We start from the raw sequence: 13,338 nt of genomic DNA on the forward strand, positions 1-13,338 counted from the left end.
CGGCCTCGAGGACAGCACCATCAACGGCACGGTCGCCACCAATGACGGCGATGTCGATGACGGCGCGGTGCTCACCTATGCGCAGGTCGGCTCGGTCGCCGGGCTGATCATCAACGCCGACGGCAGCTACAGCTTCGACGCCGCCAATGCCGCCTACCAGCACCTGGCCCAGGGCGCCACGCTGCCCGTGGTCGCCAACTACACCGTCACCGACCAGCATGGCGCCTCCGCAAGCTCGACGCTGACCATCACGCTGACCGGCACCAACGACACCCCGGTGGGTACCAACGACACCAGCACCAGCCCAGGCGCTGTGGCCGCAACCGAGAAGAGCGGCACGCTAAACGGATCCGGCGGCAACAATGGCTCCGGCAACGTGCTGACCAACGACAGCGATGTCGACAGCGGCGGCCTTACGGTCAGCTCGATCCGCACTGGCGGCACCGAAGGTGCTGGCACGGCCGGTTTGCTGGGTGTCGGCCTGGTCGGCGCGCACGGCACCCTCACAATCGCCGGCAACGGCAGCTACAGCTACGTGGTCAACGAGAACGACTTGACGGTGCAGGCGCTCAACACCGGCGGCTCGACCACCGACACGTTCAACTACACGGTCAGCGACGGCAGCCTGACCGACACGGCAGTACTCACCGTCACCATCAACGGTGCAAATGATGCGCCTGTCGGTGGAAATGACAGCAGCGCCAGCGCGGGTGCGATTGCCGCAACCGAGAAGAGCGGCACGCTAAACGGATCCGGCGGCAACGATGGCTCCGGCAACGTGCTGACTAACGACAGCGATGTTGACAGCGCCGGCCTGGCGGTCAGTTCGATCCGCACCGGCGGCACCGAAGGCGCTGGCACGGCCGGTTCCCTAGCTGTCGGCCTGGTCGGCGCACACGGCACCCTCACGCTTGCCGCCAACGGCAGCTACAGCTACGTGGTCAACGAGAACGACTTGACGGTGCAGGCGCTAAGCAGCGGCGGCTCCACCACCGACACGTTCAACTACACGGTTAGCGACGGAAGCCTGACCGACACGGCAGTACTCACCGTCACGATCAATGGTGCAAACGATGCGCCGGTAGTAGATCTCAATGGCGCACTGGCCGGCACCTCCACAAGCCTCAGCTATACCACCGGATCCGCCGCGACCGCGATCGCTCCGTCCGGAACTGTGGCGGATGTTGACTCCGTCGATTTCAACGGAGGCTCGCTGACCGTCGCGTTCACGGTAAACGGCACCTCAGCCGACCAGTTGACGATTCAGAACCAAGGCACAGGCCCCGGCCAGATCGGCACCAGCGGCAGCAACGTCACTTATGGTGGGACGACCATTGGAACGTTCACCGGCGGAACGAACGGGACGAACCTGGTCGTCACTCTCAACGCCAATGCCACGCAAGCCGCGACGCAAGCGCTTGAGGATCACATTCGCTACTCGAATGCGACCAGTGCTACCACGACAAAGACGGTGACCTATACGTTGGTGGATGGGGACGGCGGTACCGACACAGGCACAGCCACGGCGACGATCAATGTGACGGGCGGCGATACAACGGCCCCCAACATCTCACTAATCACGGGCATTCAGGGAAATGCCGGGGCACCGAGCACGCTCGTCATCCAGTTCAGCGAAACCGGAATGAACCACACGTTCTTCGATTCAACGAAACTAGCCTTATCGAACAGTGTGACCCTCGTGTCGACCACAGGCACGTGGGGCACGGCAACCGACGGTGGCGGCAACACGGTGGATACGTACACTCTCCTGGTGAGCAAGCCCAACAACGGCACGACATACACGGCAACTTTTGCTGCGGGAGCTTTCAAGGACGGCGCCGGCAATCCAAGCACCGCTGGGTCTCAAATAGGCCTCAAGCCCGCCGGCACCGCCGGCGAACCCATCAACCTCGCTCTGAGCGATCCATCGCATGAGGGCGCGCTTGTCACTGTCACGGCCAAGGACGTTCCTGCGGGCTGGACCATCGACGGTGCGACGCACAACGCCGACGGCTCCTGGACGGTGCAGACCAATGCCGTCCACGATCTGACCGTGACCACACCAGTCGAATTCACCGGGGCAGCCGTGCTCGACGTGCAGCTGACCTGGATCAACGCCGACGGCACCGTGGGCAGCGCGTCGATCGCCGACAATGTCGAGGCCTACGCTCCGGGTTCACCGATCTTCGCCTGGTCCGGCGACGACGTGCTGACCGGGTCCAGCGGGAACGATCTCTTTGTCTTCTCGCAGCCGATCGGCTTCGACACGGTGCACAATTTCGACGCCACGGCCGACCAGATCGACCTTGTCGGCTACAACGGATTGGCAGATTTTGCCGATCTCCAGGCGCGTATCGCCGACGATGCCCACGGCAACGCGGTGATCACGCTCGGCGATGGGCAGTCGATCACGCTGGACGGCGTCCACTCGGGCGCCCTGACGGCAAGCAATTTCGTCTTCGACCAGACGCCGGTGGTCAACAATGCCGGGACCATGACGATCGGCGACGGCGCCTTGCTGCCGCTGAGCGGCACGATCAACAATAGCGGCCTCATCTCGCTGGACTCGATCGGCGGCGATACGTTGCTGCAAATCATCCAGCATGGCGTGACGCTGCAGGGCGGCGGGCAGATCCTGCTGTCCGACAGCCCCTCTAACGTGATCTCCGGCACGGGGCCGGACGTCACTCTGGTCAATGTCGACAACACGATATCGGGCGCCGGCCAGTTGGGCGGCGGGATGCTGAGCCTCGACAACCACGGCACCATCATCGCCTCCGGCGCGAATGCGCTCGTCATCGATACAGGGGGCAGCGTCGTCAACAACTCCGGAACATTGGAGGCGACCGGTTCAGGTGGCTTGACGGTCACCGGCGGGCTGGCGAATTCCGGCCTGCTGTGGGCCAATGGCGGCGACATCGTCATCCATGGCCAGGTTACCGGCGGCGGTGATGCCACGATCGGCAATCTGTCGAAGCTCGAATTCGGCGGCGCCTCGTCGACGGACGTCACCTTCGCGCACGACGCGGCCGGCACACTGCAACTCGACGATTCCTTCGATTTCAGCGGTCGGATCGCCGGTATCACCAATGACGACAGGCTGGAGCTCGAGGATATCCTGTTCGGTGCGGGAACAACGGCCGTCTATCAGGCAAACCAGGATGGCAGCGGCGGAATGCTGACCGTTTCGGATGGTACCCACGATACCGCGCTGCATCTGGTCGGCTCCTATGATGTGAACGGCTTCAAGCTTGCCGACGATGGCCAAGGCAGGACGGTGGTGACGGCGAGCGATTTTGTGCTCTGAACCAAAAGTTGAGCCGCGTATACGTGCACGGCTCACGCTGCCGGGGGTCCGGATTCAGCTTACGAATTAAGGTTACGGCAGGAATAGGACGGGACCAGATGGACGTCTGCATGACCAGGAGTAGTATCGGTCCCGGGCGCATAGTCGGATAGGGGGGCGGTTTTCCGCTGGGAATTTGAGTCTCAACAACAAATCCAAGATCGTGAAGGATGCGCTTCGGGCATGCCGCCGCTATTTCCTGGTCGCGGCGGCGTTCAGCCTGGCCATCAATCTGCTCTACCTCGCCTCGCCACTCTACATGCTGCAGATCTACGACCGGGTTGTCACCAGCGGCAGCGAAACCACGTTGGTGATGCTGACCTTGGTGCTGCTGGCCGCCTTCCTTTCATTGGCCGGCCTCGATCTGGTGCGCGCCGCCATCCTGACGCGTGCCAGCGCGCGGCTCGACCGGCTGCTGTCGGCAAAGATCCTCGCCGCGTCGGTCGAAACCCCATCGCCCGGTTCCTCGCAAAGCCAGCCGATCCGCGATTTCGACACGTTCAGGCAGGTGATCACCGGCAGCGGCGTCCATGCCCTGTTCGACCTGCCATGGTCGCCAATCTACATCGGCGTCATCTTCCTGCTGCATCCATGGCTCGGCTTATTCGCACTGGGTTGCTCGCTGCTTTTGATAGCCATGGCCGTACTCAACGAGTATTTCGTACGTTCGCCGCTGAAGCAGGCCAACGACCTGGCGACCACCAACTATAATTTTACCGAGATGAGCCTCCGAAACGCAGAAGTCGTTCGCGCCATGGGCATGATCGACGGGCTCATCCGCCGCTGGGGGCGCGACCGCAATTTGGCGCTGCGGCGTCAGGCGGAGGCGAGCGACCGTGCCGCCCTGATGTCGGGCCTGATCCGGTTCCTGCGGCTCACCATGCAGTCGCTGATCCTCGGCCTCGGCGCCTATTTGGTCATCGAACGGCAGATCACCGGCGGCACCATGTTTGCCGCGAGCCTCTTGCTGGGCCGGGGGCTACAGCCGGTCGAGCAGATCGTCGGCCTTTGGCGCAGCCTGATCCTGGCGCGGGCCGCGTTGGCAAGGGTCGAGAAGCTGGTCGACGGGGGCGCGCGGAACGAGAGATCGTTCAACCTGCCCAAGCCCAGCGGCAAGATCTCCGTCGAGCAGGTCAGCTTTGCAATTGCCAGCCAGCAGAAAGTGCTTCTCCGAGATGTATCATTCCGGCTGGACGCAGGCGAGGCGCTGGGAATCGTCGGCCCTTCCGGCGCCGGCAAGTCGACGCTGGCGCGTCATCTCGCGGGCGTCATGCAACCCAGCCGCGGCACCGTCAGGCTGGACGGCGCCGACCTGTCGCAATGGGGGCACGACGCGCTTGGCGACCACATCGGCTACCTGCCGCAGGATATCGAGCTCTTCTCCGATACGGTCGCCGCCAACATCGGCCGCTTCAAGACGAATGTCGACCAAGAGGTGATCGAGGCCGCGCGGCTCGCCGGAGTGCATGAGATGATCATTCGCCTGCCCCAGGGTTATGAGACCCAGATCGGCGAAGGCGGTGCAGTGCTGTCTGGAGGATATCGGCAGCGGATTGCTCTTGCCCGTGCGGTGTTCGGCACGCCGAACCTGATCATTCTCGACGAGCCGAGTTCCAATCTCGACGCGGATGGCGACCGCGCGCTGAGCGAGTGCGCGATCGAGCTTAAGCGCCGTGGCAGCACGGTGATCATCGTCTCGCACCGGCCCTCGACCCTGGCCAATGTCGACAAGATCCTTCTGTTGCGTGACGGCGCCGTCGAGGCCTTCGGCATGAGAAACGAGATCGTTGCGCTACTCAACCAGCGCGCGGCGCCAATGACGGTGGCAGCCCAATGAGCTGTGTTCGGAGAGATCGATGAGCGACAGCGCCCTCACGTACCGCAGCCTGCCCGACGAGACCGGCAGCCTGGCCCTGGATTCGATCCGGGTACCGGCCTACATCGGGCTGCTGATCATCGCCGCCTTCTTTGGCGTGTTCGGCGGCTGGGCGGCATTTGCCCCGCTGAACGGCGCCGTGCTCGCCGACGCCGTCGTCAAGGTGGAAGGCAATCGCAAGAGCGTACAGCACTTCGACGGCGGGACGGTGAAGGAGATCCACGTCAAGGACGGCGACATCGTCAGGAAGGGCGACATGATGCTGGCGCTGGACGACACCAGAATTCGGTCCGAGTTCAATCTCTATGCCCAGCAATATGCGCTGTTGCGCGCAACCGATGCCAGGATTCGGGCCGAACTGGACGGCAGCGAGGCTGTTGCCTTCCCGGAGGACATCCTCAAGGAGCACGAGGCCTACCTCAAGGACGCGATGGCAAACCAGGTCGCCGACCTGGGAAGCCAGCGTGCTTCGATGGCTGGCGCGAGACAGATTCTCGAACGGCGGATTGCCGAGCTCGAGGAGCAGATCCAGGGCAAGCGAGCCCGTGTCGAATCTTACCAAGCCCAGATGCAATCGACGATCGACGAGAAGGCCAGCCTGTCAAAGCTGCTCAAGGCCGGGTTGACGACCCGGCCGCGCATTCTGGAACTGGAAAGATCCGCCTCGGATCTGCAGGGCCTGATCGACGAGAACCTCGGCGCAATCGCCGGCATCCAGCAGAGCAAAGCCGAGCTCAACAGCCAGATCGCGCAATTGACCAATGAGCGCCGGGCCAAACTGTCGGCCATGCTGATCGATACGCAATCGAACCTTGCAGACCTTGTGCCCAAAATGTTTGCCGCCCAGGCCGCGATGGACCGGGCCGAAGTCCGGGCGCCTTATGGCGGCAAGGTGATGGGTCTGAGCGTCTTCTCGATCGGCGCGATCGTCGCGCCGGGCCAAACGATCCTCGACATCGTACCGACCGAGAATTCGCTGATCGTCCAGGCGCAGGTTCGCGTCGAGGACATATCGAACCTGCGACCAGACATGGCAGCCGAAGTTCGTTTCACATCATACAAGCAGCGCTCGATCCCCATAATTCATGGACGCGTCAGCCGCATTTCGGCGGATCGCATCACCGACAGCAAAACCGGATTTCCCTACTATCTCGCCGATGTCGCGGTCGATCCGGCGGAATTGGCTGCGGCCCCACAAATTGCGCTCTATCCGGGAATGCCGGCATCGGTCATCATCGTTACCGAGGAACGCACCGCGCTCGACTACATTTTGGGCCCGCTGATTGTCTCATTCCACTCCGCCTTCCGCCAGAAATGACGGGCTTTGCGCCAAACCTGTTTGCGTTGCAATTTCGATGGGGCGGTAAGGCTCGCAGCGGGCAAACTGCGGAGAACTCTTTGCGGCGGATGCCTTGCGCAGATCACCGTTTCACACGAACATACGATGGTCGAGAGCGGGAACTACATCGAGAACACGCGCCATAGGTGACATGAGGTCTGGCAGCGGCAGGCTGCCGACCGTGGAAGACGCAAGAAACGCAATCGCCGATCTCCCCGATGACGCCGAATTGACGGTTCGATATCTCCAATCACGGCCAACCGCTGACTTGGTGGTGAGATGGTCTGACGACGGTAGCGCGTGACGAGGTCATGATGTTTGGACCCGCTATGAAGACAGCTTGATGGGCACCGCTACAGATCGAACTCAGGTGCTGGAACCAAGTAGATTGCCTCCGCGGCTTTCATTGCTGTTCTTTAAAAAGGGAGCTACTACTTCCAGATGTTGCTCCATTCATCTGGGCTCCGCGGGCCTTCTCAGGGCAATCTGAGTCGGCGGTGCGACCTTCAGGACCACGTCGCCTCGGCCGAAACCCACTTATGGAACGCGGCGATACGAGGGTCGGTCCAGCAATCTCTTGTGCAACACAAGTAATATGCCTCCGTGTCGTCAGAGATCTGCATATCCTTGAACGGCAGGACCAGTTCTCCCTTGCTGATCTCTTCGTGGAGCACAGAGAGATCTCCGATCGCGACACCCTGGCCCATGGCCGCAGCACGATAGGATATCGGCACTCGGAAAGACCTCACCCGAGTTCAAGTCAAGAAGGTTCGACGCAAATCGCCCAGCCCAAACTTTCCAATCGTGCCGATCAGGCGTTTCATGCAGCAGGTTATGGTGAACCAAGTCGGCGGGAGAAATTGGTGGCACGCCTCTCTCCAGTAGCTTTGGAGAGCAAACGGGGGTGCCGAACGATTGCAACACAAGCACTGCGTCGATGTCTTTCGGCCGATTTGGATAACCGCAGTCAAAGGCGAGGTCGAACTCACCTCCGAAGAAAATTTCCCAGTCAAATGACGCAGTCGTTACCCGTACACCGATTGCAGGCCATTGCTGCTTGAAACGGTCAAGTCGCGGTAGCAGCCACCGAATGGAGAAGGTGGGCGGGCAGATGACCTTCAGATGCCGAGGCTTGCGTTGAAGGTCTTGAGCTCCCGCGGCAATGCTCTCGAACGCGGCCGCCAGAATAGGTTGGAAATTGCGGCCCGCCTCGGTCAAGACCAACCGGCGCGGCAATCGTCGAAACAATTCCACTTGCAATGCTGCATCCAAGAGCTTGACGTGCCTGCTGATCGCTCCTTCGGTCACGCATAGTTCCTCAGCTGCGCGCGCAAAGCTTTCGTGACGCGCGGCCGCTTCAAAAGCCCGAAGCGCGTTGAGTGAAGGGAGACGCAGGATTGTCACTACCTCAGGAATTCTGAGCCTTCGCCAGAGAAAGACTGGTTTGTGGCCGTTAAGCTGTCTGCCTACGCTGCCCTCTGTAAGCGAGATTGGCACGGAGGCCTGAGGGTTGAGCAACCATCTCCTAGCATCGACGTTACGTCACTTGCTTCAGACGGTGCGCGCAATCAGAATAACTCCTATGTATCAAGATGGCGGGAACGGCATTTCTATCGCTGTGATCTCGCGCGACTCTCCAAAGAAGCGCCGCAGATGATCGACGATATTGGCTTGACGCAGAGTCGAGTCTGAACTTGCAAAGCCATTCTGGCGATGATCGGGTCCTCACTAGGCCCGACCACTTCAAAGCTGGAACCTTTTGTCGGGTGTGCTCACCTCCCGCTTAGGAAGCCGCTCATTGATGGTCAGCGATGATCAGGAGAAGAAACCGCGAGTGATCCACCACGGGGAAGGCGCAACGCGGACCCATCTGCTGTGATGCCGATGGGCCGTTGTTTCTTGCCGCCACCGAGAACGGTGAGTTGAACTAACCACCGTTGGTCGGGGCCGGCGCAGCGGGAGCCGGTGCCGCAGGAGCCGGTGCAGGCGCTGGAGCAGACGTCGCTGGAGCAGGTTCCGCAGGCGCCGGGGCTTTTGCAGCCGGGGCCGGCGTGGCAGGTGTTTCGACGGCAGGCGCGTCAACCTTCACATTGACATCCTTGCCGCCCCCGCCACGGACGTCGATGACACCTGTAACCAACAGCAGAATAAAAATGACGACAACAGCCAGAACGATGGCGAGGACTACATTGCCACCTCCGCCTGTTTTAACGACAGTTGGGCGGTCATCCATGACGTTCTCCTTTCAGCTTAGAAGAACCCCTCGGACAATGAACGTGAAAACCCTTTCAACGTTCCGCGGCTAGACCTTAGCCGCATCGAACTGCGTTTGCGTGCAATGGCCCCGAACCGGGCCTGCTCAGATGTATTTGTGCAGCCAAGCCCTTCGTGCGTGGATGAGGTTTCACCCCCGATCCCAGGGTGGGGCGAACCTTCTCGCTAGTCGCTTGTAAAGAAATGGACCAATTCGGCGCTCTTCAGCTTCGTTCGCCGACACACTCCGATGTCAGTGGATCTTATCCGGAAACGGAGTCGCGGCTCCCGGATGTCGCACTGCAAAGGATCTGCGAACAGGCCACGTCGGTCCGCGACGGAGCAAAGTCAGTCCAATGGTCAGAGCGAATTTAAAATGGAGCATACCTGAGATGCGAGGCTCGCTCTCCGGCTGCGGACGAGGTCGGCATTGCAAGATGACCGGCATGCGCGACGCTCTCGATGCCAATGCCGGGTCGGTCGGGAGGCCAGACGTGGTCGTCATTCACGCGATGCAGAACCGTTGCCATGATCGCCACTTCGTCGCCGATTTTATTCCGCGGGAGATTGCAAGGTTGTGGGGCTGCGCTCCCGATCGTCAAATTTGGTCCTTCGGCAGACGAGCCGCGTCATAAGCGTCTGGATTTTCCGAACTCTCGCAGCAGCAGACTAATGATTGCTTGAACAGGCTCAGACGCGCACGAATAGTAGATGGTCTGTTGGTGGCGCCTTGTCGTAACCAATCCGAGCTGCCGAAGCTTCCTCAGATGTTGGGAAAGCGCGGAAGCGCTCAACCCGACCAGCTTTGCCAACTCACCGACCGACATTTCACTCCGGGTGAGAAGGTCCAGGGCCAACAGCCGCTTATCATTTGCCATAACAGAGAGCAGCGCGGCTGCCGACGCCGCGTAGCCTACGTGCATGCTGGGATTCACAACGGCACCCCGACGGCCTGAAAGTTTCAGACCTAGCCTTAGACCACCTACGGTGCCGGGGGGAACCTGCGTCAGGCGACCTAACATTGTATTGCACACCTTTTCGGCAAGGGCCCGGCTGCGGGATGAGGAGGGTCGGCGCCGCGCGATGGGGTGCGCTTTGGGAAGGCGCCGGCCAGGCGGAATTCGGGCCCGCCGCTCGGATGGTAACAGGCACGCTGTTGACGCCTATGGCGTGATCGCGGAAGATGGTGGGTCTACTGGCAGCAATGGCGCCACGACCGCTGGACCTACCGGATGCGAGCGCACACACCTACGATGTTGTGATGCGTATATAGCCAGACAGCGCTGGTGAGCGTCAGGGCACAAAGCGGGATGAATTCTGTGGGCGGAGGTGCTGCCTCTCCAAACGCTTCGGCTTCAGCAGAGTGTTCCCGCATGCCAAGAAGCTGTCGTCGCGGCGGCTGAACGGGTGATCGGCCGAGCAAAGCATCTTAGCTGCGAGAAAGAAGTTTCGTTGCCCCCGCCGCAAGGACGAACCGAGATCCGCCCCGACTTTAGCCCGCAATCATGTTGGGATGCGTAACAGGGCGTCGGTCCATCAACCTGCTCAGGAGGGCATTGCTGGTGCAATGTTTCTCATATGCCGACTGATGTCACTCCAGCGCAGCCGGTTAACGCCTGCGATCGCGCTTTCATATAGACCGCGTTGGCGTCAAGCCAGGGCTTGCCTACTTTGTTGATTAGTCCGACGCGGCAAAGCCCGTATTGGCGCGGTCCCGCAAAGATGCGCCGTTAATCGCGATGCGTGGCGCCGGCAGCTCTTGCGCTGGGTGACTACGCAAACAGCGTTGGATGGTCGGCACAGTTTCCAGCGATAACGAGATGGAGAGCTCTGGACGGATTCGCGTTTCCAACGTCCTATATAAACGGCCCGAGAAGAAATATGGCCAGCAGCACCACAAAAAGGGCGGCGACAATCGCGATGCCCCACATGAGAGCCCTTCTGGTGCCGCGTCGTTCTTGCTTGCGAGACAGGTGTTCTGACACTGCCGGATCCTCTGTAAGAGCGATGGCCGTGCAACGCGCTATGGCGAGCGCGGGTTCCCTGCAACGTCTTGCGGACGGGCTGGAGCTGATCCCAATCCATCAAAATCTAATCATCGGGAAAGTGCATTGGAAAGCACGTTCGGTAACGGTTAATTCAACCATTGCTTGCATATTAGCAAGGAGTGTGGGTGGCGGCTCCGACAGTGAGGCGGGGTGGGGTGCCGGAGCCGCCTGCGCAGTCAAGGGCGGGTTGGCCGCGCTGTCTCAGAATAGGACAGCGCGGTCAACGATTCGTTAATCGCGGCGTCCAACGACAAGTCCGCGATCACCGGCCGATGATGAGCAGGGGCTCGAGTCGCGAAGGTCCATCATCCGTGCAGCTTCCTGGCTTCCCGCACCAGCTTCGCCCGACCATCGCCGTGCTCGCGTATTAGCTCGCGGACCTCGTCGGGCGAGATGCGGTTCTGCTTGGCGAAGTATTTGACCTCGTATTCCTCCTCGGCTGAGACGCGGTCCCGGTCGCGGAAAGCGCGCTTGCTCTTGTTGTCGGTCATCGATCGTACCTCCTAAGAGAAAACAGTGATCGCGAACGAATGTTCCCATATGCATTGGCGCCAACTAACCGGCTCTGAAACGCTGGGCGCGCGTTGCCGGTCAGTCCGCTGGTTACCTGCTCCGTCGACACAATGCGGTCGCAGCCATTGATTGCTCCCGGGCCAACGTGACCGCCTGCCAAAACCGGACATTCGTCGCGGTTGCGCCAGAAGCCGTCGTCGATGGTCAGAAGTCGGCTTTATCCAAATATCTGGTCTTCAGCCATGTGGTGGACGGTCCACTCCTGTAGCGGCTGTCAGCTCGCTTCGAGATGATGCTCTCAAGCCCCGCCTTCGAGATGACGCGAAACATCGCTAGCGCACTGCCCTCAAAATGCTCGCTGTACTGGATCTTGCCCAGGCCGTGCGCAATCAGTTGCCACAGCGCCTGCTTGCGCTGTAGCAGGGGCAAGGAAGCCAGATTGCGACCGTCGAGATGGAGGATGTCGAACGCGACGAACACCAGCCGGTCCGGTTCGTGCCAGATCGCGGCTTCCAGCGCAGGGCAATCGGGCGGGCCCTGCTCGCCTGGCACAATGACCTCGCCGTCGATAATGGCAGCCCGGCATGGCAGCTCGACAGCCAACGCGATGGGCCAGTATTTCGCGGTCCAGTCACGGCCGTTCTTGCTGTAAAGGCGCACGCCACCCTTATCGATGACGATCTGCGTTCGGTAGCCGTCAAGATTGACCTCGTGAACCCACCCCTCATCGTCGGGCGGCTCCTTGACCCGCGTCGGGATCTGCGGCGGAATGAACTCCAGCCGGCCGCGATTCAGTTTGGCTCGCTTACGCAATGACGCTACCTTTGATCCCGCAACGGCGGCTGATCGGCACAGGCAGCCCGACATCCCCCCAACTTGGACGTCCGCCGCCTGTGCCGAGCCCCCGCCGGGCATAGCGACCATCTGCGCACCTAGCCGGATTGTCGTTAGCTTCGCATCCGAATACTTATCCCGGCGTACATATCTCGCTCGTTGCGGCGCTCTTGCACGACGCAGCCCTTTGGCCAATTTTGAGCAACCTGATCAGTCCATCAGAAGCACAAGAGCGGGATGCAGCTTCTTCAGATTCGGCAATGATTTCGATTGCCAAGGTATGTCGGGCGTTCCACGCACGACGAGTCGAACGTCGGGATGCTTGCGCACCTCGATGGTAAATTTCGCCAGCAGATTGATGCCGGAAGAGTTGAGAAAGTGAAGATCCTTTAAGTTGAGCGTGAGGGAAGCGGGATTTGAGGCAAGAACGCTGGTCGCCAAAGCCGTGATGGGCGCACCGGCCTCGGAGCTGGCAAGCCGCATGGCGCCGTCGAAGAAAATCTCGCTTCCTTCATTCCACACGCGGTAGTCGTCGGTCTTGATTTCCATGGCCTGGCTTCGTTTCTTCTAGTTGTGCGTTTGCGAGATCGGAATGGAGGCATATGTCTCCAGGTAAATCCGATCGCCTTCTTCGACCGAGCTGAATATCCAGGCCAACCGTGCGCCATAGTCGCTCATCAACGTCAGCAATCCGAGTCCGGAGCCTGACACGTCGGGGTTCGTGGCATTCGCTTCGATTCGCTGTATCAGCAGGTCTCCGGGGTCGCCAACCGTGATGTCCGCCAGGATATTTTGGAACTCAGACGCGGTTTCACCATCGACGGCATTCGATACCTTGAGCTTGAAGCACTCCGAATCCATCGACGCCTCGATCACGATCTCACCCGGTGCGCGAAACTTGATGGCATTCTCAATGAGCTCGTTGACGAGATATCCGATGCTGTGTCGCACTTCGATGTAGTCATTGCGGGACGATCGGAAGCGCAACGCGAAAAGATCGGCGATGAAGTCCGAGGTCGTGGCACAATGACGCCAACTCAAGTCGAGAGGTCCGTCGAACAGCCGCACGCGACTGACGCTCTCCTTCATCCCGATTGCAATGTCAGGGGTCCCGAACAGCGTTGTCATT

General features: G+C 60.6%; 10 protein-coding genes. 3 read left to right on the forward strand and 7 right to left on the reverse strand.

The window, feature by feature from the left end:
- The 3 genes from NKI49_RS26360 to NKI49_RS26370 all read left to right on the forward strand — a co-directional run.
- Positions 1–3,307 (forward strand): beta strand repeat-containing protein (locus NKI49_RS26360; RefSeq protein WP_352695817.1); only part of this gene is annotated, 3,307 nt, incomplete at its 5' end.
- A gap of 202 nt (positions 3,308–3,509) precedes the next feature.
- A complete protein-coding gene (locus NKI49_RS26365; RefSeq protein WP_352605423.1) occupies positions 3,510–5,183 on the forward strand; it encodes a type I secretion system permease/ATPase in 1,674 nt (557 codons plus the stop codon).
- A 19-nt stretch (positions 5,184–5,202) separates the two neighbouring features.
- A complete protein-coding gene (locus NKI49_RS26370; protein WP_352605425.1) occupies positions 5,203–6,540 on the forward strand; it encodes an HlyD family type I secretion periplasmic adaptor subunit in 1,338 nt (445 codons plus the stop codon).
- A gap of 527 nt (positions 6,541–7,067) precedes the next feature.
- On the opposite strand, the gene NKI49_RS26375 is transcribed toward NKI49_RS26370, so the two are convergent.
- The 7 genes from NKI49_RS26375 to NKI49_RS26405 form a co-directional block, all read right to left on the reverse strand.
- Entirely contained in the window at positions 7,068–7,268 is a 201-nt protein-coding gene (locus NKI49_RS26375) for a LysR family transcriptional regulator (protein WP_352605427.1), read from the reverse strand.
- Positions 7,171–8,058 carry a LysR family transcriptional regulator gene (locus NKI49_RS26380; RefSeq protein WP_352605429.1) on the reverse strand — a complete coding sequence of 296 codons (888 nt, stop codon included), beginning with the start codon at positions 8,056–8,058 and terminating at the stop codon, positions 7,171–7,173. Before NKI49_RS26380 ends, NKI49_RS26375 begins: the two co-directional genes overlap by 98 nt.
- 1,385 nt (positions 8,059–9,443) lie before the next feature.
- Positions 9,444–9,737: an ArsR/SmtB family transcription factor gene (locus tag NKI49_RS26385; protein ID WP_352605431.1), complete on the reverse strand. Its 294-nt coding sequence runs from the start codon at positions 9,735–9,737 to the stop codon at positions 9,444–9,446.
- A gap of 1,430 nt (positions 9,738–11,167) precedes the next feature.
- Entirely contained in the window at positions 11,168–11,353 is a 186-nt protein-coding gene (locus NKI49_RS26390; RefSeq protein ID WP_352605433.1) for a DUF3606 domain-containing protein, read from the reverse strand.
- A 226-nt stretch (positions 11,354–11,579) separates the two neighbouring features.
- Positions 11,580–12,188 (reverse strand): ATP-dependent DNA ligase, encoded by a 609-nt coding sequence (locus NKI49_RS26395; protein WP_352605435.1) that lies wholly within the window; start codon positions 12,186–12,188, stop codon positions 11,580–11,582.
- Between the two features lie 231 nt (positions 12,189–12,419).
- Positions 12,420–12,758, reverse strand: a complete 339-nt coding sequence (locus NKI49_RS26400) for a slr1659 superfamily regulator (RefSeq protein ID WP_352605438.1) — start codon at positions 12,756–12,758, stop codon at positions 12,420–12,422.
- Between the two features lie 18 nt (positions 12,759–12,776).
- Positions 12,777–13,337 (reverse strand): slr1658 superfamily regulator, encoded by a 561-nt coding sequence (locus NKI49_RS26405; RefSeq protein WP_352605441.1) that lies wholly within the window; start codon positions 13,335–13,337, stop codon positions 12,777–12,779.
- Between the last annotated feature and the right edge of the window lies 1 nt (position 13,338).

Source organism: Mesorhizobium sp. M0587, from assembly GCF_040320945.1.
In the GTDB taxonomy this organism is placed as follows: Bacteria; Pseudomonadota; Alphaproteobacteria; order Rhizobiales; family Rhizobiaceae; genus Mesorhizobium.

What these genes read in the sequence shown, in the direction of transcription:
- NKI49_RS26370 (WP_352605425.1), top strand. Translation starts at nt 5,203, where the DNA reads ATGAGCGACAGCGCCCTCACGTACCGCAGCCTGCCCGACGAGACCGGC.
- NKI49_RS26375 (WP_352605427.1), bottom strand. Translation starts at nt 7,268, where the DNA reads ATGGGCCAGGGTGTCGCGATCGGAGATCTCTCTGTGCTCCACGAAGAG.
- NKI49_RS26385 (WP_352605431.1), bottom strand. Translation starts at nt 9,737, where the DNA reads ATGCACGTAGGCTACGCGGCGTCGGCAGCCGCGCTGCTCTCTGTTATG.
- NKI49_RS26390 (WP_352605433.1), bottom strand. Translation starts at nt 11,353, where the DNA reads ATGACCGACAACAAGAGCAAGCGCGCTTTCCGCGACCGGGACCGCGTC.
- NKI49_RS26400 (WP_352605438.1), bottom strand. Translation starts at nt 12,758, where the DNA reads ATGGAAATCAAGACCGACGACTACCGCGTGTGGAATGAAGGAAGCGAG.
- NKI49_RS26405 (WP_352605441.1), bottom strand. Translation starts at nt 13,337, where the DNA reads ATGACAACGCTGTTCGGGACCCCTGACATTGCAATCGGGATGAAGGAG.